Genomic DNA, 25,457 nt, shown 5'->3' with positions numbered 1-25,457 from the left:
GGATCTTCGGATGGTTAATACCTAGGCTACATCCGCGAATATCCTTTCCATCCTACGAAAGTACATCATACCGAAAATAAATAGGATAAGTGCGACTATTGTACCTGGCCAGATCCATTCCCAAGGCATAGGACGACCCAGAAAGGCTGCCCGAAAACCTTCGATCACACCTACCATGGGGTTTAATATATAGAATTTTAGGTATTGCTCAGGCACTGCTGTAGTACTATAAACTACTGGTGCGGCATAAAGTAAAAGTTGCACTACAAAAGTCAATGCATGCTTGACGTCTCTGTATTTAACTGCCATTGCGGAAAGAACCATTCCCATGCCTAGGCTACACATCAAGAGCTGAATGATGAGCAAAGGCAATACAAGTAATCCCCATCCCGGAGTGATTTGATAGTAGAACATCATTCCTACCACCACCACAAATGCAATAAGAAAATCAAGCATTTTGGAAAGGATAGAACTCAATGGCAAGACCATTCTAGGGAAATAGACCTTGGTGATCATATTGGCATTTTGGATCAGGGAATTGGCGGATTCAGTCAAGGTGCCGGAAAAGTAATTCCATGGCCAAAGAGCGAGGTAAGAGAATAGGGTGTAAGGAATCCCGTCGGAGTCAATTTTTGCCAAGTTTCCAAATACTACGGTAAATACTAGTGTGGTAAACAATGGCTGAATTATCGCCCAAGCGACTCCCAAAACTGATTGGGCATATCTGGCTTTGATACCTCTTAGTGTCAGGAAATACAGGAGATCCTTGTATCGCCAGAGCTCTTTGAAATCTATGAGCTGCCAGCCAGAGGTGGGTTGGATGATTTTGATGTTATCTTTGGGAATCAAGTTTTGAATTGAGAAATTTAAAATGGGAGAAATTTAAAATTGCTTCGGATCCACTAAGACTGTTAACTGGGATCTGATTTCTTGGCTCAAAAATCTTGTCTCTTGGCTCTCATTTCGAACACCTTCTTTTCCAACTGACATGTGAGACTGAATACTTACTTCCCGAATACTAATATGCCTTGAATGTCACCGGGGTCTGTATCCATGATGGACACTTCTACTTTTCTTTGGACTTTTTCGTAGGTTTTTTCTTTAAGGAATTCCAAATATTCCTTGTCCAGCTCTTTCCCAATTAGAATCATTTGGATAGTTCCTGAATCTATTCCCTTGGCATAGTCTCCGACTATATAGGCCATTTCCACCTCTCCCATTCTTTTGACTATTCGCTCCATCAAATCATCCAAGCCTAGGAATTTGGAAACCATACCTTTGATTTCGTAGAAGAAAGGGTGATTGGTATTTGCTTTATACATTTTGGTTTTGCCCTCGTCTTCTGACACTAGCAAGCCAGCTTCTGTCAAGCGATTCAACTCGACCCTTACGGAATTGGTGGACTCATCAAACTCTTTGGCCAGGGATCGCAGGTAACTTGAATTGGCATGCGAAAAGAACTTCAGGAGAAGTTTGATGCGGGTTTTGGAAGTGACTAAGGATTCGAGCAAGGAAATACTGGTTGTAAGTAGTAAGTTGTTGGTTGTTGGTTGATAAATGTGATTAACTTAATAGGTCAGTATTATTAACTATTTATTTTAACTTAAATCATCTTCATTATAAGTACCTACAAAGATTTGGACATTTATAAAATCAGCTTTAATCTATTTTTAAAAACGCACCCATTTTCATTAAAACTGTCTAAATACGAGTTATACGAGTTGGTAGCCAACTAAGAAGATCCTCTAATTCGGTTAATACCAATATAATTGAAGGATACGGCAGCAGATCTTATAAAATTGATGTCATATATTCGCATGAATTATAATCGTCCAAGTGTGTGACTTTGAGTTATGCCTGTCTGCATCAGGCAGGCTCGATTTCACATGATTATAAGTTTTTGCTCGATTTCTCTGTTCTCTTGCCTTGACGCAAAAGAACCAAAAAGTCAAGACGCCAGCAAAGCTTCAACCCGAAGGCCAGCCGCCTGGCTCGCTGCTGCGTCAACCCAACGCGCCCTAACAACAAGCAAATCTGCTGATGCGGTGTTTGCCCGAATATAATCATCTCAGAATGTGACTCTCGCTCTATGGTGGTAAAATCCATTCATTTGGAGAATATGTGAAAACTAGTTGGAGAACTTGAAAACTAACAACTAGTCTCAGGTACATAACCAACAACCAATGAAGGCTTCGCTCTCTCACTCCCATTGCAGAAACTAGCTGACGAGTAATAAACTTACTCACTGAGTAACAAATTTACTCGGGTAAATGGTTTTTACAAATGAGGTTAATAAATAGGCATTTCATTCTGCACGACTTCCTATAGAATACCGACGCGTTTCAGGGGTTACGGGTATAGTGAAAAAGTATAAAATTGGCTTCTTCTGTTTTCTTCTCTAAGTAATAATTCTCACCTAGATAGTTCATGTAATCTGGGAAGAAGAACTCTTCATTCGCATCTACTCCTAGCAGGTAGTACTCCTTCGCATCTGCAACTTGCATAAGATCCAACTTCTGAAGTTTTTTTTGCTGAAATGGGCTTTGGGAGATCCAACCCAAACAAAGAAGTGGCACGGGATAATTCATCGAATAGTTGATACCAAGGTAATTTTCCTTGTATCCTTCCATCACGAGTAAAGATCCCTTGGGTAGTTTTGCTGTAAGAGATAAGAATTCTTCTCGCATGATTTCCCTGGCTCGTGCTTCTCCGAAAAAATTGAACAAATGATATCCAAATAACAGCACTATCAGTGTAGCTAAAGCTTGGGCTGATTTTCTCCCTTCAAACTTCTGGACAGGTTCTAAGACTAAAGGGAATAAAAACGGTAGGAAGAATAAGATAACTACTCTTCCATTTAGTATAAAAAAAAGGTTAAATACCAGAAAGAAGGCCATCCAAGAAACTAGAAAAATCAAGGACTTCGCGGAGGCTTTAAATCTATACAGATAAAGCCCGATAAGAATCAAGGAAAAAATAGATTTGAATGCTTCTGCCCTCGTCACCAAAATCAATCTATGTAGGGAGTGGAATAGCTGATCGACAGCTAATAAATCAGCATCCAATTCAGATTTTCTCTCCCTAAGCTCTTTAATTGAAAGATAGTCCCCCTCCAACATCCACTGAGAAAAAAAGAACCATTTTGAATCTGAATCCAGTTTATCTTCAGATATAAGTTTATAAGAAACCGGATGATCAGATACTGCCGCCCTTGCTTCGTTATAGCGCACAAAATCAGCATATTGGGATTGATTTTCCCAATATATTTTTGATCCTACTAGAACGGCTAGCACAAGTAGTGGAATTAAAATACGCTTGGAATACTTCAGCGTCTCATGTACTGGTTTAAAGCTCAAGAAATAGAAGCCAAGACCTAATGAAATCAAGATAAAGGACTCCCAACGGATCATGATAGAGCAAGCGAAAAGCACTAAAGAAAATAGATAAAATACCCCTGTTCTCCTACCACCTACAGTGTAAAGGAGTAGTAGGGCAGAAAACCCGGCTATCCCTGCCACCAGGGTAAATTGAAGAAATAGCCCAAAGTGAAGAAAAAGACAAAGACAAAATAGGGAAAGGATATTTTTGCCACTAAAGTCAATTTTGATTTGCCTCAATGATAAAACCAAGCCCAGATAACTGAGGAAAATAACCACAAACCAGGACAAAGGGTACCAGGTAATATCAGGAAAAAAGGTATAGAGCTGGGCGAAAAACCATGAAAGAATGGGATGGATAAAAACCGCATACGATTCCGGAGTTCCAGTGTATGCTCCGGATACTAGCCACATCATGATTTCATCATCATTGGTCTGAAATCGCCAAGGCAGAAACCAGATGGTAATCATGGCTCCCAAAGCGAGTAAGATCCAAAATACCAGAAAGAAATTAGACTTTATTTTCTCCATAAAATCTGGATTTCTTCCCCAAAGGGAAGCTGGATATGCTTCTTAGAAAAATCACCTTTCACAAAGGAAGGTAAGGAATCCTGAGAGTAATAGATTAACAGCTCAGTTGGATAATCGGAAGGAAAAAAATACTCCGTTTGATCTTTTGTCCAAAAACCAGCTGACCTGGGAGATGTCTTACCCAAAAGATAAGGGATACCCGGAATCCTATAAAAAGCAAGAAGTTGCTCCTGATCCTTGACAAATGGTTCTATGGCACTCAAGACCACCACCTGCTGTTCTGAAAGCAAAATCTGGTTTCCATCCCCATAGCTCCATTTCTGAGTGGCTTGCCAAAGTGGCTCCTGCTCAAATGGATGAATCCAGATTCCATTTGCCACCACCAGTAAAATAACTAAGCCCATTACAGCTCTAATCAGCTTCATGAATGGAGCTTGAATGGAATTAGCTACATATAAGATAGCAAGCATCCAAAAAACCCAGTAGTGGATACTCAGCCGAAGCCAATAAACGTTGCTTCCGAAATGCAGTACAAAAGGTAAAATCAAAAGAACCAGCAAGAAAAAGCGCTGCTCAAGGGAGATAGCCTTGAATGGCACCTTTGGAAGGAAATACCCAAAAAAAGCTGCTGTCAGAAGCAGGACAATATGGTTCCAGTCTTGCGTGATGGCCGTATAATAGGAAATGCACACTAGACCTAGAAGTCCTAAACCTAGCATCGAAAACTTCAATTTTGCCTGTGAAGCATCAATAGATGAGGAAATCAAAAAAGGAATTGAAGTCAAAGCAAGCCAAAAAAAGCCTACAGCCGAGTATTTAACAACCAATAAAAAGGAGTATTCAGTCCGATTCCCCATCATTTTGCCTGCATCTATCATTCTCCAAAGGGCAAAATCACCTATGCTCAGATACATCAATAGCTCAAGCATTACAAAAGGAAGGAGCAAAGCAAGCAGATTCACCCACTTAAAATCCTTTTGGAAAAGCATACAGGCTAATGTAATGATACCAAGCCCAAAAGTCGTGGTGATTTTAGTATAGGCCACACAGGCAAGGAGTACTCCAATAAGCATGTACTGAATGTGGCTTTTATCATGGAGTGAAATCAGGGCCAACCAAAAACAGGCAAGCACCACAGTCAAGGAATTATAGGATAGGCTTTGCGGCAAAAAACCGTAACCGGCGAAAAGGCCTAATAGGGACAATAAAAATAGGTTGACGGACAACTTGTTTGCTCCATTCAAATTTCTCCAAAAAATTGTAAGTGAAATAGCACCAATAAGGCAAGACAGAAGTCTAAGGAATCTCATCCCCACTATCCCAAACTCAATTCCGATTAGCTTATAGAAAAGTTTGAAGAACAAATCGTAGTTGAAAATACCAGCAATATTTTCTTGGTCAGGATTTGCTAGAAGCATGTAAAGTCCCTCATCAGAAATATCAAATCCACGATTGATTCCGAAAAGAATCAGTGAAAGTGACAGAACTGTGCAGGTAGCGAGCGTTTTACTCAAAATGAGTGGGAATTATTGAACTTCAAAAATCTAACTTTTTATTAGCAAAACAAGAATAAGTATATCAAAACATTTAAAAATCCAATTATGTGGAAAACTTTATCAGTTCTAAACAGAAAAATACCCTGTATAGGGTATTTTTTTCTGAGATCGACTCTATACCTTTATGTCAGGGTGATTAAGCAACTTTTCCAACACTACTTTTTCTAAGAATATTTTAAAGGGATTTTTTACAACATTTTTTTATCCCTTTTACTTTTTTTTTTGAGATTTAAGATTCAAGATATTAGATTTCTCGATTTGGGATTGCAAATCCCGACCAGCAGTCGTTACCTGAAACCTTATACTTGCTACTTTTTTAATAGAACCTTACTTCACAGTCAGGATTAGAACTTTTGAATCTATCGACCGCTCTGCTGTTCAGTCTGGTATTGAAGCAGGATAGTTTTTTCAATTTTGGAAGTCCTTCTATAGGCCTTAGGGAACGAAGATTGGTACTCGCTACATCCAATTCCACCAAATTTATCATTCCTTCCAGTCCTTTTAGCGTTTTCAAGTTAGTCCCGGAAATATTCAAGACCCTCAGATTCATCAGTCTAGCAAGCGGATCTAGATCCTCGATTCCGGAATTGCTGATATCGAGTTCTACCAATTTGGACAGACCTTGCAAGGGTGAGAAATCTACCACCGGCACTTGAGATATTTTCAATTTCTCCAAAAGTTTGAGTTCAGCAATTGGGGCAAGATATCCGATAGGTGCATCAAAAATGACCAAGGAACGTAAATTCACAAAAGCTGTAAGTGCATGCATATCGTCAACAGATACGCGCTCGAATGTCAATGAAGACCTCTGTGCCAGCGCATGAAGCTGCTCGGTACTCGGGTTTTCTGGCAAAGAAAACTGATTTCTGAAAATTTCTTTCCATGTAGCATCCAGTTCCGCCCACCACGTGTTTAGCTCATCAGTTCTGTAAACAATAGTCAAATTTGGCTTTTGAATCACTATTTCCGGAACTTCCTCATGGAATATTTCAGAACCATTAACATTCAAATAGGTCAGATTAGGAAGATTTAGCACGTCCATAATGCTACTTACCGGACTTCCATTTAGATCTAATTTTACCAATTCCTCATTTGACTTCAAGGGAGCGATATCTTTGACTTGGGTATTTCTACCGATGATTTCATTCAGCGTCTTTACCACGCTCAGGGAAATTACATCGGTGATAGGATTATCAGAAAAATCAACTTTGGTGAGTTTGGCGAATCTTGTAATCGGATTTAGGGTTTCTATTCCGGTGCCGCTCAAATCCAGTTCTTCCATTCCGATGGTGCTAGTGAGGGTTTCCACGCTTGGGCTATCGGAAGTAATCCTTGGGTTGGCCTTTTTCATACTAGCTTTCCACTCATCAGACAGTACAGCCCACCAGCTCTCAAGATCTTTTACATGGTGAATCAACAATACCTTGGGATTGTTTCGGGTAAAATTATCTGAAGCGGTGACAGATAGCTTAGTCTCATCAGCCAATACCTTAGTCAACTCGCTTTTACCATTGAGTGCTGAGATATCGGAAACTTCCGTACCTGTAATATCCAAAACTTCGAGATTTTTGAGTCCTGACAGCGGAGTAAGATCCTGGATATTGGTATTTGCCAAATTCAAATTCCTCAGGGAAGCCAAATCTGATAATTGGCTGAAATTGATTAAGTAATTATTACTCAGGTCAAGATTCTCCAATTTTGACAGGTTCTTGATATTCTCTGCATTATTGAAGCCACTTTTAGAGATATAGAGGCTTTTAAGACTGTCAAATTCATTGAGCACAGCAAAGCTCATAATCGGCGTTTCCTCCACACGCAGGGATCTTATTGCGTTGAGATTGACCAGTTCGCTAATATCTGTGATCTGTGTATTGGAAATATCCAGGTGCTGGAGGCGATCTGAATATTTAATAAACTGAATATCAGAAGTGGGGGTATTAGACACATCCAGATATTCCAAGAAGGTCACATTGGAAATAGGACCGAGTTCAGTGATCTGTGTATTGCTGAGGTTGACATACTTCAGATTGCGCATAGCTTCCATAGGACTAAGATCCAGGAGGGCAACTGTCCCAGAAATATCCAGAGAATCCACCTCTACAAACTTGTAGATCAGGTCAACATTTATGGAATCAAATTGGCCTAAGGCAAAGCGATTCCTGAAATAGGCTTGCCAATGAGGGTCAAGGACTCCCCACCATTCTGTGAGTTCTTCATCACGGCTTACTTTGGTCGTATATACACTGGCTATTTTGAGTTCCTGAGATTTACTATCCAAGTTTACCTCAACAAAACGTGGTTTTGTATTGGTGACTTTTTCATTGTTAATCCCGATAGCTGTAATGGTTCTATCGAGTGAAGCAGTAAAAAAAACGTCACCATTCTCTTTCTGATTAGCTTTTACTTCTCTTATTTTGAATTTGAAGTTGACATCCTTGTAGAAAAACTCAATGTCTTTCAAGTAGGCAGTTACATTCTTGTTAGTCACTACTTTCCTGTCTAGCAGCAGGTCGTCTTCTACTTGTACTTCTCCATCTCGAAAAATCTTCAAATAGCTTTCGCGGATCACCACATCCTTATCCCTGGCCTGAGTCTCTGCAGATCCAATAGTATTGAGCAGGTATTCCAAAAAGCGGATTTGATCTTCTACCTTGGCTGAGTAATCATCTATTTCAGCTTTGGTATAACCTTTTATGGTCTGAGCTATTCCGGAGAAGCTCAAGCAGAAAAGGAATAAAGTTAGATATATAGACTTAGTTCTGATCATAAATGTATTTCTGGATAGTATCCTTGTCACCAGGGTTAAGTTTGACAAGGTCTGAAATCAGCCAGCCTGTATTAAAACCGGGGCGGTTGAATTGATGCACTTCAAAATACCAGCCTTCAATTTGGAAGAAGTGAAATTTAACATCAGTTACGGTCTCATAACGGATGTTATTTTGCTTCATTTCGTACAAAAATAAGGTCAGGTAATCTGGCTTAAAACTAGACTCGGTAAAGGCTTCAGGCGACTCTGAGTCTTGGAAAGCCCTTCTAAGATTCATAAAGCCCAGCTCATGACTAAGTGGGTGTAGAAAATCCTTCCTATCTCCTACCGGCTTATTAAATATATTTTTGAAGGGGGGAAATGACACCTCATCTATGACCCATTCATACCCCAATCTTTCGGGTTGAAGTTTTAAGATCAAGGTGGCAGTTTCTCGTTTGCCTTTGTATATAAATTCAGCTTGTACTTCAGCAAGCCAGCCTTCACGGTGGAAGTTTAGGTATTGCGGATAAGAAGGGGAAAGCACGGAGTTAATAAACTCTGTTTTCAAGTTTTGGCTTACTGAGGAAGTTTGATTGTCAAAGAGGATTTGAATAAATCCTTTTCGCAATGCCGTACTATGATAGGCCGTATCGCCCGGATAATAGCGGATGTTGCCGTCAGTGGGGGATTCCTCGGCATTAAATCTTCTGAAGAATTGGTTTAGTTGTTTGGTGGAGGCAGCAAATCTGCCATCATCTTTAATTGTCCCGGGGCTGCCTATGCCCTGCCCCGAGACAATTGAGATGCTTGCGATGACTATCGCAAAGATTAAGATTACTATTCTCATGCGGAGGTTTCTGTCACTCTCACGTCACCTAGCATGACGTCCCAGAATTCGATGGTTCTACCAGCAATTTGGGTTTGCTTTTTCTCTACGTAGATAGTGATGTCTTTCTTAGTTGTGTCTTTGTAATTCATACCTGTCTCTATGGAAGTTCCTTCAAAACGTTGGAATACCGTGACAACGCCCACGTATCTACCGTCAGGCTGTCTTTCTAAATCGGAGATATACTGGATATCGTACCAAGTGATGTTTACTCTATCGTAATTCAAAGCCATCAAACGCTCAAAATAACGTCTTACTTTGTAATAGGCGATTTCGTTGGTATTGATGCTGGAAACACCCATCTCAGCTCCTGGAGAGAAAAGTTCTTCGGCACGATCCATCACTCGATTGGCTTCAGAGAATTGAGTCTCTTTGCTCCCGATGATGCTGATGTACTTACTTAAATCTTTTACTTTTTCAAGTGCAAGGGAGTCTATGGCTTGCTTTCTGGCCGGGCTAATTGTTTCTGACTGAGCTAGTGCGCTTACTGAAGTAGCGAGGAAAAGACCCAGGAAAAGGATTATTATATTTTTCATGTGTAAATTATTTTTTCAGATGGGCGATTATTTTCTTCTAAGCTCCAATTCAGAGACTTTACCATTGGCATCCATGCGGATATCGCTGATGTAATTCAAGTTCTTTTTGGTGTCCTTCAAGTACTCCAAGTACTTCTTGATGGTAGTAGGCTCATCGTAATCCTTAATGCCATTTTCTTCATGAATCACGATCAAAACTGGCGTTTCTTGGTTTGAGAACATACCAAGTACCTCTTGGATAGTTTGGTTTGCATTAGATGAATTACCTGCTGCAGCTACACTATTAAAATAATTTTCCAATTTACCAACAGCAATTTCCTCTGCAGAAGATACTGGTGCAGGTGCTGGGGCTGCCTGTTGAACTTGCTCAACAGGTGCAGGAGGTGCAGGTTGCTGAGCAGCTTTCTTTTTGCTCTTACATGCACCCATGGCAAGCATGGCTACTAGTGCAATCATAAGTGAGCGGTTAACCGAAATAGAGTACAATTTTTGCTTCATTTTGGGGATTTGATTAAGATGATGAGTTTTTTTTAAATTCTAAAAGAGGGACTTGCCTTACTTTTTGATTTGGGTACAAAGTAAATAAAATCATACGATTAACTCGCAAATGCTATTCCAAATCAAAAATGCTTTTTGTTAATAATTTCAAATGTCCTATAAGTGGTTTATGCGTCTGGGGAGCGGTTTCTTCATAGCTTTTCCAATAGGTTTACTACCGAAAACACTATATCAATAAGTGATCCACGGATTTTCACAAAAATGACTTTGTAGTGAAACTGATCTAAAATAGCCTAAATCATGCTAAAAATACCCTATATAGGGTATTTTTATTTTGAATATTAGCCCTCAACTTTGGACTAGTGTTAAGTTTTAACGTAGGCAGTAGCCAAACAAAATGACCCGGAGCTTCTCCGGGTCTTTTTATACTAAATGGGTTAAGGTGTTGGTTCTGACCCGCCTGTGCGCCTTCGGCTTAGAGACACCTTCGGTCGGGCAAGCAGGTGTGAGTTTACAGATCCGTCTGTGAATACCTTCGCAGGAGGAAAGTTTTCAGGCCTATGTAGATTAAGCCTGACCCTACTATGATCCCTAGCCCTACATAAGAGTTAGGGGTAGTTTTAGGATAGATAAAAAAAGTAAAGTTGATTCCTAACTGTAGGAATGTGTAAATCAAAGCAATATTGACATGAGGCTTTTTCCCTTGGTTAGCCAGTATTTGGTACAGATGAGATCGATGTGGTTCAGATATTTTCTCTCCCTTTCTAATCCGGTCAAAAATAGTAATTGCAGTATCTAGCCCATAAATGAGAAGGAAAAGTATTACCGTCCAGGATCCTGAGTGTAGGTACCATTGGATCAGGAGGTATATCATCAAATAGGCAAGAGATATGCTTCCTATGTCACCTGCGAACATAAGTGCTTTTTTTCGCAGGTTGAAAAGGAGAAACACACAAATGGCCAGAATCTCGTATCGAATCAAGAACTGATCAAATATTCCGGAATAGGCATTCACCGCGAGTATGCTGCCTAGAAATACCAAACCATATAATCCCGTGACACCATTGATGCCATCCATGAAATTAATCCCATTGATGACTGCCAAGGAGACAAAATACAGCACAGGGAGTGCTATCCAGTGGATTTGTGAGAAGACTTCCAAATCATAGAATGCCATGGTCAGCGCCAAAAACTGTATGGCAAATCGGATTTTACTAGAGATTGAATAAATATCATCCAGCAGACTAACAGCAGCAACCGAGAAGACACCAATTATCATCCAGGTGTGGTGAAAATCAAAAGACATCCACCAAAAGATGATGGCGATAGGGAATAAAATCCCACCTCCCCTTACAGTAGCATGAATATGAGAACTGCGATGATTGGGTTTATCTACTATATCGAACTTAAGCGCAAGTCTGTAGTAAATCAACGCCAAAAGCAACAGAGATAAAAAAACAATAAAATAATTAAGAAACATAAATTCAAACTTGATGCTGTCGCTTTAGATCACCTGATTAGAACAAAAGTACCAGATTTTTGAACTTCCTCACCTGATTTAGTTCCAAATATACCTTTGTAAACGTAGTTGCCATTTGGTGCTGCTTTTCCGTTTACAGTTCCATCCCATCCTGTTGTTTCAAGTTGCTCCGTTTGGTAGATCAATTCGCCCCAAGTACTGAAAATATAGAATTCCATGCTGACTATTCCTCTATAGACTGGCTTAAAGAACAGGTTTTTTGCTCCTGTAGGAGTAAATGCATTGGGAACAATCACTAAATAATCATCAAATGCCTGAATCACTTTTTGAATCTCTGCCATACATCCAAACTGATCTATAGTAGTCAAGGTGATCGTGTAAGCACCTTTTTGTTGGTATTGATGCGTAGGATTTTGTGCTGAACTAGTCGTGCCGTCACCGAAGTCCCAGTTCCAAATGACCACTTTGCCCGTGGAGAGATCATTAAAGAGAACGTCTTCAAGAATTTGGATTTCTGCATTAGGAATAATGACACCTCCTCCTAAATCCGCTTCGTACTCAAAATCAGGAACCAATAATTCATCCGATACGATTACTCGAATTCTTTGCTGTGGAGACCAGCAGCCAGTGCCTTTCAGGCTTGTTTGCACTACATAATCTCCTGTTTGGCTCACCGCATTAATATCCTCCAGTCGTAACAGTTTACCCGAAGGGTTTACTATCATGTAGTCGTATCCTGCATTATTGAAGCCTTCTATATAATTCCTTAAATCTACTGTTTCATTGGGGTCACATACGATTGAAGGATTCGAAACTCTCAGATTAGCAATTGCATTTACCTTTACATTTACAGGCAATAAATCAGGAGGACAGATACCATCTCCTGTCACCGTCACATAATAAGTGTAGGCGGTGTTATTGGCTAGTAATCCAGAAATGTTCAACTCTCCGGTAGTATTGATTTGATAAAGAACACCATCAATAGCAGCACCAGATGGAATCGCTTGAGTTCCGTCAGCATCAAAATACCAGACAAATTGAGGTGATCCTGCTACTTGGGTGGTAGAAGGCACCAGCAAAGCATCTTCTCCTTCACAGATGACAACATCATCCGCTAGGATTGGAGTGTCCTGAGAAGTCAGTTCTATAGAGTCACTCAAGATAGTACATGACCCATCTGAAATTTCTACTGTATAGGTACCAGCAGGCAGATCACTGAATACCACTGGAGAAGCTGAAGTTTGTGTAGCAATGACTTGACCTTGATTTTTCAAACTCAACGTATAGCCACTCGTATAGCCTCCTGAATACTCTACAGTTATACTTCCTGAAGCAGTATTACAGGTAGGATCTGCCGGAGTTAGATTTTCTATAGCTAAGGCGGAATCCGGACCTAGAACTTCAATATCATCCAGCTGGGAAATACAGCCTGCGCTTTCTACATAGACTGAATAGTTTCCTGGCGAAACTTCAAAGGAATTGCTTGACTGATAATTAACCCCATCAAGGCTATAGGTATAGGTTCCATTGCCTAATATGGCGGAAAGGATGATAGTCCCTTTATCCCCAAAGCAAGCTTCATTGTGAACCTGAGGGGTAATCAGTGGCTTGTTGACCATGATTACTTCTGGGGAGGCCAAGAATCCTTCGCATATATCCGTTCCTATTACTTCCACATAGTAATTGATAGGCGTATCAGCTGGTGTGACACCTTCAATGGTCAGTACTCCCTGTGCGGAAATCTGGTAAATTTTACCATCTGCAGTAGGATTTGGAGAGGAAATAATCTCTGTTGTTTTATTGCTGTCAAAATACCATTTAAACACCCCTGCTGAATTGAAAGGTGCCATGGTAGGCGTTAGAATGGCAATTTCACCTTCACAAATGGTGGTATCCTCCACATCCACTCTGGTAGGCCCAAAGGTAAGTGTAACTACCTGAGAAGTGATAACGCAGCCTCTGTCATCTGTCACTTCCAAATCAAAATCACCCTCCAATAGATTTTCGAATTTAAACAGGCCATCTGTGGATGTTTGGGTAGCTAATATAGTGCTTCCCTCAGTCAAGGTAATCGAGTATGGAGCCCATCCTCCAATAACCTTACCTGATAATATACCTGTAGGCGATCCACAACTTGGGTCAACCGGAACAATTTTTTCAAATGCCAATGCCTCATCTGGACTTAAAACCTCTACTGTGTATAACTCAGACGGGCATCCAACTCCATTTTGCTCCACTAAAATCGTATAAGTACCTGCGTCAAATAAAGTGGATTCTAAGGTAGCTTGATCTATAGATCCACCACCGTTTATAGAGTAAACAAAATTAGGATCCTCTCCTGAAGTTATTGAAATCCTACCATCCTGAGAGCCGAAACAGCTGATAGAAAGCACATCGAACGTGACTCTTGGTGTAGGAAAAACCGTAACGTCCACTTCCAATTCTGCTCCGGTACATACTACATAGAAATAGTAGGTATAAGTACCCGCTTCAAGTCCCGAAATTGTAATCTTAGGATTTAGCCAGTCGCTATCATCAATGAGGTAAGAAACGGCTGGATTTTGAGGATCTGTGCCTGTGAATATCTCGTTATTTTGTCCGGAATTTTTATACCATTTCACTTCCGTAGCTGCTGCAGGAGGTAAAGTAGGATCAGGTGCTAAATGAACAGGAGAAATGGAAATATCATCTCCTTCACAACTCTCTTGAGGTTGGGTTAGCTGATAAACCGGATCCGATGATTCTTCAACCTCAAAATCAAAAATCTCAGTACATCCATTTAAATCCGATACTATAAGGAAATAAGTATCCGGAAATAAATCCGAAGCTCCTGTCTCATCTCCAGGGACAATAGCTCCTGTGGCAGATCCTTTTCTCCATTCTACTTGGTAAGTTCCCCATCCTCCTGAAATGTTGAGATTCTGGATAATTCCATTAGGCAAATCACAATTAGCTCTTAAGATATCCGGAGTATTGATAGTAATCGGAGCTGAAGGCCCTTCAATGGTGACATTTTCAATTATGGAACAGCCATTTGTACTTCTTATTTCAATGGCATAATCACCGGGACTCAAACTCCCAAAAACATTATTGCTGACAAAGACGCCTCCATTTAGACTATATTCATAATCCCCGTTGGCACCGCTTGCTTCTACAGTAATAGTCCCATCAGATAGCTCATAGCATATTTCATTGGTAGGCAATAGCGTAGCTTCCAATTCTGGGAAAACAGAGACTTTCGCCTCAAAAATGTAATCAGGACATAATTGAGCCCCTTCTACTCTATAGTAATAAGCAAAAGCTCCTTCTTTTAGTCCAGAGATAGTCAGGCTGAAATCTGCAGAATTTATCTGATAAGTCAACCCGTCAGCATCAGGTGCTGGAGTATTTGTAATAGGTATAGACCCAGCTGAATCTTTGAACCAAGTAACAGTATAAGCTCCGGGAGTACTGATTTGAGGAGTCAAAGTCACATCGGTACCAAAGCAAATTCCCTCATCCAAATCAACCGTGGATATGGCGTCCAAATCATCATTTACCAAAGTAACTGTAGGCGAAGTAGTCTGACATAGCCGCCCATCTATCACCACAATGCTATAATCACCTGGTACCAAATCTTCAAGTAGGTAGTTAGTACCAGTTACTGTGTTAGTATAATCTGAAAGTGGATTCCCGTTCACTTCAACTACGTAAGCTGGAGTACCTCCATTTAATGTAAAGGTGATCGTACCATTTGGAGAGGAGCAAGTTGGGTTAGTGAAATCCAAGTCAAGAATTTCTAACAAATCCGGCTGGGTAATTTCTACATCATCAATAATCGTCTCGCATAAAGTAACTTTATTGATGACCCGTATTTGAAAAGTACCGGCAGGCAAGCCGGTGAAAACAGGGCTATCCTGAATCGGTTGAACCCCAACAATTTCATAGGAAAAAGCAGTAGGGTCAGCTCCAGCCTCCATTACAACTTCCATTTCACCAGAATTATCCTCAAAGCAATCCAAGTTTTTGGTCAAAACCTCCTGTACCGGTGGGTATTCAGATACAGTAACTGTAGCTACCAGATCGGGGAAATTACAGGTATAGTCTCCCGTAACTGATAAAGTATAAGGGAAAACTCCAGCAGATAAACCGGAAATGCTTAATTGATCTGGCGTAGCCGTATTAGAGTCATGATCTGAATAAGTATAGGTAACTCCTGCTATGGTAGAACCATTGGTGATCACTGTCCCTGTTGGGGTTTTCCAGGTAAAGACAGGAGAGGAATTGCTGATGTCTATAATAGTGGGTAATAAGGTTACTACCTGACCTTCACAGGCTACGGCATCAGAAACTTCGAACACAGGAGCCGGAATATCATTTAATTGAATAGGCTGGGAAGTAATTTCACAACCATTCGCGTCTTTTACAGTGAGTATATAGGTGCCTATAGTCAGGTTGGTGAAAGCGAATACACCTGCATTTTGAGCTAAACTTGGGCTAGGAACTGGAGCACCATCTTTGGTTAGGCTCACTAACGTATACCCAGGGGTACCACCTATCACTTCCCAAGTAGCAAAAGCACTGGTAGAGACGCCACATGAGGTACCATCTGAATCTATCAAGCTAATAGAAAGAGGTGAAGTAGGCCCGGAAACAGTCCCCGAATCAGTTATCTGGCAGCGTGTACCACTACTCAGGTCAATGTTATAATTTCCTTGAGGTAAGTTTTCAAATAGTGCTTTCGAACCAGTCACGGAGGAAGGAGTATAAGAAATACTTGTAGCGGCATTCGTAATAGAAAAAACATAAGTAGCTGGGCCATCGCCACCTGCACCTTCCACTGTAATACTTCCGCCCTCTCCAAAACAAAGCTCATCCACCGCTACTACCGAAGTAATCTGAAGAGGATTCTCAATCGGCAAAATGGTAAAAGGCATTACATGTCTAAAAAGTGGTTGGCCATCAGACCCAGGTTGACCGGACCGAAACTCATCCCCAAGTTGGAAAATATAATCACCGGCAGGAAGACCAGCATAATCGATAGAATTTTGTCCGGATGCTAAAAATGTCCAACCCTCTCCTGCTATATTACCCGAGTCAAAGACTATATTTCCTCCTAAGTCAACTATTCTCCACTTTTCATTTCCTGGATTTCCATCTGAATCTATTCCTGTCACCGCCGCACCATTAATACTGACTGATATTTTCCCTAATTCCTGACAGGTTTCACGAATAGGTGTATTATTAAAATCAGGATTTAAATCAGGAACTATGAGCAGCTTTACTGCTTGTGCAGAAGTGCCAACACAACCAAAGGCCGAGGTAACTTCTACAGTATAATCACCAGCAGAGGTAGCAGTATAACTTGTGCCAGTTTGTCCCGGGATCACCTGGCCATCTTCAAACCACTTATATGTATCTCCTGATTCTACAGGCTCAATGTTAAATAGCACCTTGATTGCAGCTGTCTCTTGCTGCTCCCAAACCAAAGGATCAAGGGTGGTGACTATAGGATCAGGCTGAGGATTAATAGTGATGGTAATAGGTTTAGGATCGGAGACCTGACCGAAGTTGTCCGTGGCAGTATAAAAGATCGTGGTCACTCCAGCGTATCCTGGCTGAGGGGTAAACCTCACCTTAGGTACCTCTATCCCTCCCTCCAGGACCAACAGGACTTGAAACTGTCCTGCAAGCTCGTCTGTCACATTATCATAGGCAGGCCTGGAGATTCTTTCAGGACTACAAAGAAGATCTGCGCAGTTGCCAGGTGGGCAATAAGTTGATGCAGGGGCTGGGGGAGTACTTGGAAATGGAATACTAATAGCATCGTCTAAAACCACTTGTTCTGCCTCTGCTTCTGTGTAATATAATTGAAGACATCTTATAAAGGCATTGTCGACGTCATTTTTTAACTCTACATCCAGTTCAAAGGTATTGGACTCCCCTTCGCAAACCTCTTCATCTAAGCGGTCAACCAGTGGTTTTTCCAATCCATCTTCGTCAGAAACCTGTACGGTAACATTCCTAATATTATGAAAGTTAGTACCATCTCCCGTAGCCGCAGCAAATCCAACTTTTAAAAGTTTTGGAGCCTCAAAATCGTATGGAATTGGGCCATCAAAAACATTTATCAACTTTAATCCTCCTAATGCAGCATCATTAACCAACATTAATATTTCAACGGTATATACATTGCGCCCATCGGGAAGGGTTATCGGCCTCAAATCCAAAAAGACCTTTCGATATCCTTCATCTAAGCAATCTACTGCAAATGAATCCGTATCAAATTCAAATCTTTCCGGGTCATGAAGGTATTGAGCAACAGAAACAGGAGGGAAAGTACTAGCTATTCCTACACTAGCTGGGTCAAAGATTCGCCCGTCAATAAACTTATAAGACTCAAAACGAGGCTCAGTTATTGATGCTGTCGTGAAATTCCGAGAATTATTAACTCTATCCCAATCCTTAAAAGGAGTTGAAGGTGCAGTTGGGGGCGGGCCATCAACGGGTCCCCTTACTACCACAGAGTGTGGAAATAATGGAGTATTGTCAAGAGCATCATCGTTATTTGGATCTTCAAAACCTCCAAACTTCCCAGTTCTAGAGTTCCCGAAATTCCCCAACTCGTCAAACCCAATGCCTATGTAAGCGCCCTTTAATCCTTCACTTATCAAGGTATTTTCATTTAAAGTAGCTCTCACTGCGGTATATCCCAATGCTCCGCCAGTACCTCCAATAATAAATTCTGAAGCTGTAATAGTGCCATCAAACATAAAAAAACTAACGCCATCTGCTCTTCTGCCAAGCATATCTGGTATGCCACCAAATGAGGAATATTCGAAGGATACTTTTAAGCCAAATTCAGATGAAAAGGGTATATCAACGAACATATAACCATTTTCATTTTGGCCATTTGAGGTTAATTGCAAGGCACTCCCTGTCAATTTTACCTTATTATTAGTTCCTCCAAATTCAATATTCTCTCTTAAGTCAGGGCTGGTAAAAGTTTCACAAAAAGGAAAACCTTCCCGAATGGGAATTACTATATCAGCCAAGGTGCGTGCATTACCAGATCCGGGAATTGTATCTGAGGCAATTTTAGATAAAGCCTCAAGCCTTTCAGACAATTGGCTTAGCCTATCGTCATTAGTTCTAAATGGGGAGATGGCGAAAATTGCCCCCAAGCTCGAAAGCATTATTAGCAAAAAAATCAAAAGTTTTGAGTACGAATTTTTGCTCATAAGTAATTCTTGTGGTATTAGTTAAATACCGGCACTAGTTATGGGTAATCAATGAATTATTCAATAATTCAATTTAGGTCAAAAATAGAACCACTTTGCCATGAAACCTCGAAATATCTATGAATTTTAAAACCTACTTCAAATTTTGGGCTCACAAAAGATCCATTCCATTTGAGTAGGTCTCTTCTCAGCAAGAATATTTATTTGATCTTTTATAGGGAGTTTCAGGATTTCAGGATTTTGAATTTCCCTATATCGATACACATCATCTATACTTTTTATTAGCTGAATAGAATGCGTGTGTTCGAAGCGCTTTGTCAATACATCCGAAATACCTGGGGAAATAAAATCATGCATTTCCACAATAAAGTCCGATTTACTAAGATGGGCAATCACTTCATCTGAAATCAGACTAGCCTCGTACCCTTCGCAGTCCGAAAAGATCAAATGTCTCTGCGCGGGATCCAGTTGCAAAAGAAAGTCGGTTGTCACTTCTTCAAGAATCCGAAATCTATCACTCATCAATACTCCGTTTGAACTAGCCATAACTCTGGTTTTTTCTCTTGCCTCTGGATTAATATCAGCCGCATAGATTATGGAGTCAGGAAATTTTCTGGCAAGCCCCACTGCATAATAGCCTTCTGCGCAGCCTATGTCCAGAATAGAGCAATATGTCTTTTGAAACACCTTATCGAGGATCTCATGAAGTTCAAATTCATAGCATCCCAATAATTTAGGGAATAGCGTAGAATGTAAAGAGCTTAGGAAAGGATACTTTAAGCCTTTGAAAGGGCCGTTCTTTACCGAATCTGAAATCAAATACCTATATTCTTCAAAAAACTGTATCTGGGCTCTAGAATTTTCCTCTTGCTTTTTCTTGACATAAATCTCAGCATTCATTTCAGCAAAAGGTTTATAAAAACTCCAAGAAAAACTGGAATCCACTAATTTCAGAAGAATACTAGACAGCTTTTGTTTTAAGTATTTTTTCATTAATCAAAGAAAGAATAAAAAGCCATTATCTACAATTGGCATTATTTGTAAGAAAAAAAACGGAAACAAATAAGGATTACTTAGATTTGCGGACGTAAAATTCAATGTAATTCATAGGATGAAGACAATTTTGATAACCGGAGGTACCGGTTTTTTGGGTAGAAACCTAGCTTTAAAGCTAAAAAACGACTACCAAGTAATATTAACAGGTAGAAATAATAAACAAAATCTTTTTGCATCCAAATACACTGGCTGCCAGGTAGCACCACTCGATATAAGTAATATTGAATCAGTGAGGGATGTTTTTGTAGAATTCAAGCCGGACATAGTAATTCATGCTGCCGCCACCAAGTTTGTGGATTTGGCAGAGAAATATCCGATGGAATGTGTGGATGTCAATGTGCTGGGTTCACAGAATGTAGCAAGAGTAGCCGTAGAAAGAGAAATCCCTGTGGTAATAGGAATCTCCACAGATAAGGCTGCTCCTCCGGTAAGAAACATTTACGGAATGTCCAAGAGTATCATGGAGCGTATTTTCTGCGCTATGGACGACAAATCTGCCACAAAATTCACAGCTGTACGGTATGGTAATGTGGCCTGGTCAACTGGATCTGTGTTGACTATCTGGAAGAAAATGCTGGAGGAAACCGGAGTAATTGGAACTACAGGCCCTGAAATGAGAAGATTTTTCTTTTCTGTAGATGAAGCTGTGGACTTGGTAGTGACAGCTATGGACAACATTGATATAGCGAGAGGAAAAGTGCTTTCACGGCACATGAAAGCTGCCCAGATGCAGGATATACTTCAGACTTGGATTGAGGAAAAAGGAGGTAAATGGGAGAAAATAGAGGGCAGACCAGGAGAGCGGGATGATGAGTTTTTAATTGGAGATTTGGAACTTGCTTATACCGAAGAACTGGAGTTTGATGGGATTAAGCATTATTTGATTTCTTTCAACGATAAAGTTGCCAATCCTATTTCCTTTGGACTTTCCTCAGCAAATACCGAGAAGTTATCCCGAGAGGAGATAGTAAGTATCATCAACAACCCTCCTATTGAGGAGCAATAAAACATGAATAAGATAAACCATGCTTTAATCATGGCTGCAGGAAGGGGCACTCGCATGGCTCCTCTCACCAATATAATCCCCAAGCCAATGGCCCCACTTTGGGGTTCTACCCTGATTGCTAATGGGATCAAAAAATTGGTTCTGCATGTGCCAAACCTTCATATTACAGTGGGCTATAAAGGGGCGGAACTTGCCAAACATGTCATAGAGCTAGGTGTTCACTCTGTCTTCAACACCGAAGGCAAAGGTAATTCCTGGTGGATATTTAATACCCTGATGGCCAATTTGGATGAGCCTGTTTTGGTTTTGACTTCAGATAATGTCACTGATCTCAAAATCGAATCTCTGCTTTCAGAATATGAGCGGTTGAATAGTCCTGCCTGCATGGTAGTCCCGGTATTACCAATTCCCGGCTTAGTTGGGGATTTTATTCATCATGAAAATAATCATGTGATCAAACTTGACAGAAATGATCCCGCTGAATCTTATTGCTCAGGAATACAAATCATAAATCCGCGTAAAATCAATCAGCTCATGTCTCCCGTAGAGGATTTCGGGGATATCTGGAAAGAATTGATTTCCAAAAAACAATTATTTTGCTCCTCTGTATTTCCTGAGAAATGGTTTACAATTGATACCATTGAGCAATTAAGCTTGATGAACAATCAACAAGCCTGATCACCCAAAAAAGGTTAAAAACTATCCATGCAAGACAAGTCTATTAAAATCCTTGGCATTTCAGCTTTTTATCATGATTCTGCAGCAGCAATTTGTGAAAACGGAAAAATCATCGCAGCAGCACAGGAGGAACGCTTCACACGGGATAAACATACACCGGATTTCCCGGTAAATGCCATTCGGTATTGCTTGGAAGAAGCTGGATTTTCAATTGATGAATTGGATGCGGTAGTTTTCTATGATAAGCCCCTCTTAAAATTTGAGAGACTGTTGGAGACCTATTATAAGTTTGCACCTAAGGGCTTCCTTTCATTTGCCAAGGCCATGCCAGTATGGTTAAATGAAAAAATGTTCCTTAAAAAATTGATTAGAGAAGGCCTGAAAGAGGTAGAGGATTACAAGGCAGCAAACTTGACCATGCTCTTTCCTGAGCATCATTTATCTCATGCCGCCAGCGCATACTATCCTTCTCCCTATGAAGATGCGGCTATATTGACCATTGATGGTGTGGGTGAGTGGAGTACCGCAATCATCGGACATGGAAAAGGCGCTTCCATAGAGGTGCTGAAGGAATTAAATTTCCCACATTCAGTGGGTCTGTTATATAGTGCATTTACCTATTACCTGGGTTTTACAGTGAATTCCGGAGAGTATAAACTAATGGGTTTGGCTCCTTACGGAAACCCTGACTCTGAAGAAACTTCCAGATTTGAAAAATTAATCAAGGAAAACTTAATTGAAATCTACCCTGATGGATCTATTTGGTTAGATCAAAGGTATTTCAATTACGCCACTGGCTTGAGAATGGTCCATGACAATAAGTGGAAGGATCTTTTTGGAATCGAACGCAGGGGTGAAGAGAGTGAATTGGAACAAATCCACTGTAACCTAGCATTGGCTATACAAAGAGTAACTGAAGATATTGTCCTTAAAATGGCGATGGAAGCCAAAAGACTTACCAATTCGGAGAATCTGGTGATGGCCGGTGGGGTTGCACTGAATTGTGTGGCCAATGGGAAACTTCAAAAATCAGGGATTTTTAAAAACTTATACATACAGCCTGCAGCAGGTGATGCTGGTGGAGCTTTAGGAGCTGCATTGGCAGCATCCTATATTTCATTCGCACAGGAAAGGATAAAGGCAGATCAGCCGGATTCTATGTTGGGTTCCTACTTAGGCCCCTCCTATTCCAGCAAGGAAATAGAGCTGATGAGCCGTAAAGTAAAAGGCAGCTACACTAAATACGAGGAGCTAGCTGCCATGTATCAGGTGGTAGCTAAAGAGCTTTCAGAAGGCAAGGTAGTAGGTTGGTTTCAGGGTAGAATGGAATTTGGACCTAGAGCACTTGGCAACAGGAGTATTCTGGGAGATGCCAGAAATCCTGAAATGCAAAAGAAGCTCAATTTAAAAATCAAATACAGAGAAGGATTTAGGCCTTTTGCTCCTTCTGTTTTGGCTGAGGACGTATCCACCTATTTTGATCTAGACGAGCCTTCTCCGTATATGCTATTAGTAGCACCTGTAAAAGAATCTAGGAGAAAAGAACTTCCTACTGATTACAATAACATGGGGCTTTGGGAAAGACTGTATCAGGAACGTAGTGATATACAATCAGTTACCCATTTGGACTTCTCTGCGAGAATCCAAACAGTACATGAAAACACCAACCCTAGGTATTATTACTTAATCAAAGAATTCCAACGCCAAACGTCTTATGGACTTGTAGTGAATACGAGTTTTAATGTGCGAGGTGAGCCTATCGTTTGTACTCCACATGATGCCTACCGCTGCTTTATGAGCACGGAAATGGATGTGTTGGTAATCAACGAATATGTGTTTTTCAAGACGGATCAGCCTGATTGGGAAAACAAAGAAAAATGGATGGTAACCTTTAAAAAGGATTGATCATGGGCTTGATTTCTAAAAGCGATATCAAATCTTTCTTTACGATCACAGTCCCCATGCTATTGATCATGGTGGTGCTTGTCGAAATTATCCTTTGGAAAGTAGCTCCGGTGGAAGATCCATTTGCAAAGTATAAAAATACAGCTCCGATCAACAATCAGTATATAGAATCTCAATTTCCTAAAAAGGTATCCTATACGTTTGAAATTGAATCGGACTTACCCTTGATGGATTCTTCCGCAACCTTTTCTACCAATAATATGGGATTTCGGGGAGATTCATTGATTTCTCCCAAGCCCATGGACGAATACCGGATTTTCTTAGTAGGAGGAAGTACTACGGAAAATCTGTTTATTGACGATGCGCTAGGTTTTGAAAGGCAGATACAGGAGAAGCTACAAACTGAAAATCCGGATAAAAGCATTAAAGTATATAATGCCGGGAAATCGGGTGATGCCAGTCCGGATCACTTGGCCATGCTAGGCCATAGACTGGTGCATTTAGAGCCAGATTTGCTCATACTCTTCCCCGGAATTAATGATCTTAACAGACTTGCAGCTGGATACGATTACCTGCATTATCCTGTCAAATCAACAGAGTTAGAACGAAATTGGCTAGTTGATCTTAAGTTTTTCCTCAGCAATTTTCAACTGATCCGAAGGCTGATCAATGTGCTAAATACCGAAGAGGAAAGTGCCAGAAAGACTATTTTTCTGAGTACAAATTATAAAGACAAAGTACAGGAAGTGCAGCGTTTACCTCTTGAATCTTCCTTGCCGGACATTGATATTTCTATCTATGAAAGAAACATCGAAAGTTTTATTGGAATATGTACCAGCCAGAATATAGACTTGTTACTTTTGACACAGACATTCACTTGGAATAGTCAAGAGGAAAACAATCTCTCCAATTCGCATTGGATGGTGGGAATTGGTGACAAGCGCTATCCTGAAGCCGCATTGGCTGAGAAATTAACCGAGATGAACCAATCTATCCATAAGCTTGCTGTGAAAGATTCTTTGGACTTATTAGATTTGGAACGCTTAATTCCAAAAACCAAGGACTACTTTTATGACGATTGCCACTTCAATAAAGGCGGGATCTCATTGAGTACGGATCTGATTTCTAACACTATTCAACAAACATATTTTACCAATTAAGATGGATTTCCTGAAAGACATTTGGGCCTTTATGAAAGAAAGAAAAAAGTTCTGGCTAGCGCCGGTAATCTTCGTTCTTTTATTATTAGGCGTATTAATCATTTTTGGTGGAGGCAGTGCATTGGCACCTTTTATCTACACCTTGTTTTAATTCAACAGCTTAATGAAAGCATTAAAAAGCGATCCCAGCAAAACGGTTTTGGTCATTTGTACTGGGTTAATTTTAGTTTACTTTATTTTCTCTTTAAAATGGATTCTCTTCGTAGCATTTGCGATAGGTATCCTAAGTATTCTATCTGAATGGATCAGTAAAAAGATTGAATGGGTTTGGTTTCAATTAACCAAGCTGTTGAGTATGATAGTGCCCAATATCCTGCTTGGCGCTATTTTCTATTTGTTCCTTACTCCTATCGCTTTTTTAGCTAATTTTTTCTCAAAATCAGATCCATTACTAATTAAAAGACCGGTCAGTACTGCATATAAAGAGGTCAATAAGCAATTCAAAGCTGAGGATTTGAAGAATCCTTGGTAAGGTTTTTTTAACCGCAGTTTTTTAACCACAGAGGGCACAGAGCTTTCGCAGAGGTCGCAGTTGTTTAGTTATTCTCTGGTCGCAGCTGGCAAATAAAATCACAACAAAAAAGTGGCTGTCTCATATTGATTTTCATTATTGGAGACAGCCTTTTTTATTCAATAGGGGCCGATTTCCTGAAATCGGTCTCTATTTTTTTGACTACTGTTTAACTCTTTAGCAATAGGCGTTTTCCGACTTGCTCTGTTTATTTCGGGTGTTTAGGGTAATGGATTTATAAAAAAGGA

At 40.4% G+C, this 25,457-nt stretch carries 18 protein-coding genes; 7 read left to right on the top strand and 11 right to left on the bottom strand.

Annotated features, from left to right (window positions below):
* Positions 1-21 precede the first annotated feature (21 nt).
* On the bottom strand, positions 22-849 hold the full coding sequence (locus tag U3A58_RS05390; protein WP_323822375.1) for an ABC transporter permease: 828 nt from the start codon (positions 847-849) through the stop codon (positions 22-24).
* A gap of 155 nt (positions 850-1,004) precedes the next feature.
* Positions 1,005-1,511, bottom strand: coding sequence for an ArsR family transcriptional regulator (locus U3A58_RS05385; RefSeq protein ID WP_323822374.1), 507 nt, complete (start codon positions 1,509-1,511; stop codon positions 1,005-1,007).
* Positions 1,512-1,705: 194 nt separating this feature from the next.
* Between U3A58_RS05385 and U3A58_RS21765 the strand changes: the two genes are divergently transcribed.
* Positions 1,706-1,828 carry a four helix bundle protein gene (locus U3A58_RS21765; RefSeq protein ID WP_416377284.1) on the top strand — a complete coding sequence of 41 codons (123 nt, stop codon included), beginning with the start codon at positions 1,706-1,708 and terminating at the stop codon, positions 1,826-1,828.
* Between the two features lie 514 nt (positions 1,829-2,342).
* Here the strand turns inward: U3A58_RS21765 and U3A58_RS05380 are convergent.
* The 9 genes from U3A58_RS05380 to U3A58_RS05340 form a co-directional block, all read right to left on the bottom strand.
* Positions 2,343-3,908 carry a hypothetical protein gene (locus U3A58_RS05380; RefSeq protein ID WP_323822373.1) on the bottom strand — a complete coding sequence of 522 codons (1,566 nt, stop codon included), beginning with the start codon at positions 3,906-3,908 and terminating at the stop codon, positions 2,343-2,345.
* Positions 3,896-5,422: a hypothetical protein gene (locus tag U3A58_RS05375; protein WP_323822372.1), complete on the bottom strand. Its 1,527-nt coding sequence runs from the start codon at positions 5,420-5,422 to the stop codon at positions 3,896-3,898. Before U3A58_RS05375 ends, U3A58_RS05380 begins: the two co-directional genes overlap by 13 nt.
* A 358-nt stretch (positions 5,423-5,780) precedes the next feature.
* Positions 5,781-8,261, bottom strand: a complete 2,481-nt coding sequence (locus U3A58_RS05370; RefSeq protein ID WP_323822371.1) for a leucine-rich repeat domain-containing protein — start codon at positions 8,259-8,261, stop codon at positions 5,781-5,783.
* Complete coding sequence (locus U3A58_RS05365) at positions 8,218-9,060, bottom strand: hypothetical protein (RefSeq protein WP_323822370.1); 843 nt, start codon at positions 9,058-9,060, stop codon at positions 8,218-8,220. The genes U3A58_RS05370 and U3A58_RS05365 overlap by 44 nt, the downstream gene beginning before the upstream one ends.
* The gene (locus tag U3A58_RS05360; protein WP_323822369.1) at positions 9,057-9,635 is read right to left on the bottom strand and encodes a hypothetical protein; all 579 of its coding nucleotides are present in this window, start codon (positions 9,633-9,635) and stop codon (positions 9,057-9,059) included. Before U3A58_RS05360 ends, U3A58_RS05365 begins: the two co-directional genes overlap by 4 nt.
* 27 nt (positions 9,636-9,662) lie before the next feature.
* On the bottom strand, positions 9,663-10,133 hold the full coding sequence (locus U3A58_RS05355; protein ID WP_323822368.1) for a nucleoid-structuring protein H-NS: 471 nt from the start codon (positions 10,131-10,133) through the stop codon (positions 9,663-9,665).
* Positions 10,134-10,644: 511 nt separating this feature from the next.
* Positions 10,645-11,613: an MraY family glycosyltransferase gene (locus tag U3A58_RS05350; protein ID WP_323822367.1), complete on the bottom strand. Its 969-nt coding sequence runs from the start codon at positions 11,611-11,613 to the stop codon at positions 10,645-10,647.
* A 29-nt stretch (positions 11,614-11,642) separates the two neighbouring features.
* Positions 11,643-18,788: a PKD domain-containing protein gene (locus U3A58_RS05345; protein ID WP_323822366.1), complete on the bottom strand. Its 7,146-nt coding sequence runs from the start codon at positions 18,786-18,788 to the stop codon at positions 11,643-11,645.
* A 183-nt stretch (positions 18,789-18,971) separates the two neighbouring features.
* Positions 18,972-19,826, bottom strand: coding sequence for a class I SAM-dependent methyltransferase (locus U3A58_RS05340; RefSeq protein WP_323822365.1), 855 nt, complete (start codon positions 19,824-19,826; stop codon positions 18,972-18,974).
* Positions 19,827-19,944: 118 nt separating this feature from the next.
* Here U3A58_RS05340 and U3A58_RS05335 point away from each other — a divergent pair, with 118 nt between their 5' ends.
* From U3A58_RS05335 to U3A58_RS05310, 6 genes are read left to right on the top strand one after another with little or no spacing between them, the layout of a single operon-like run.
* Entirely contained in the window at positions 19,945-20,895 is a 951-nt protein-coding gene (locus U3A58_RS05335; protein WP_323822364.1) for a polysaccharide biosynthesis protein, read from the top strand.
* Between the two features lie 3 nt (positions 20,896-20,898).
* Positions 20,899-21,573 (top strand): nucleotidyltransferase family protein, encoded by a 675-nt coding sequence (locus U3A58_RS05330; RefSeq protein ID WP_323822363.1) that lies wholly within the window; start codon positions 20,899-20,901, stop codon positions 21,571-21,573.
* A gap of 27 nt (positions 21,574-21,600) precedes the next feature.
* Positions 21,601-23,478, top strand: a complete 1,878-nt coding sequence (locus U3A58_RS05325; RefSeq protein ID WP_323822362.1) for a carbamoyltransferase family protein — start codon at positions 21,601-21,603, stop codon at positions 23,476-23,478.
* 2 nt (positions 23,479-23,480) lie between these two features.
* Complete coding sequence (locus U3A58_RS05320) at positions 23,481-24,638, top strand: SGNH/GDSL hydrolase family protein (protein WP_323822361.1); 1,158 nt, start codon at positions 23,481-23,483, stop codon at positions 24,636-24,638.
* Between the two features lies 1 nt (position 24,639).
* Positions 24,640-24,789 carry a DUF5989 family protein gene (locus tag U3A58_RS05315; RefSeq protein WP_323822360.1) on the top strand — a complete coding sequence of 50 codons (150 nt, stop codon included), beginning with the start codon at positions 24,640-24,642 and terminating at the stop codon, positions 24,787-24,789.
* A gap of 12 nt (positions 24,790-24,801) precedes the next feature.
* Positions 24,802-25,170 (top strand): hypothetical protein, encoded by a 369-nt coding sequence (locus tag U3A58_RS05310; protein WP_323822359.1) that lies wholly within the window; start codon positions 24,802-24,804, stop codon positions 25,168-25,170.
* The last annotated feature ends 287 nt before the right edge of the window (positions 25,171-25,457 follow it).

Source organism: Algoriphagus persicinus, assembly GCF_035156415.1.
Lineage (GTDB): Bacteria > Bacteroidota > Bacteroidia > Cytophagales > Cyclobacteriaceae > Algoriphagus > Algoriphagus persicinus.
This window is presented reverse-complemented; position numbering and strand designations above follow the sequence as displayed.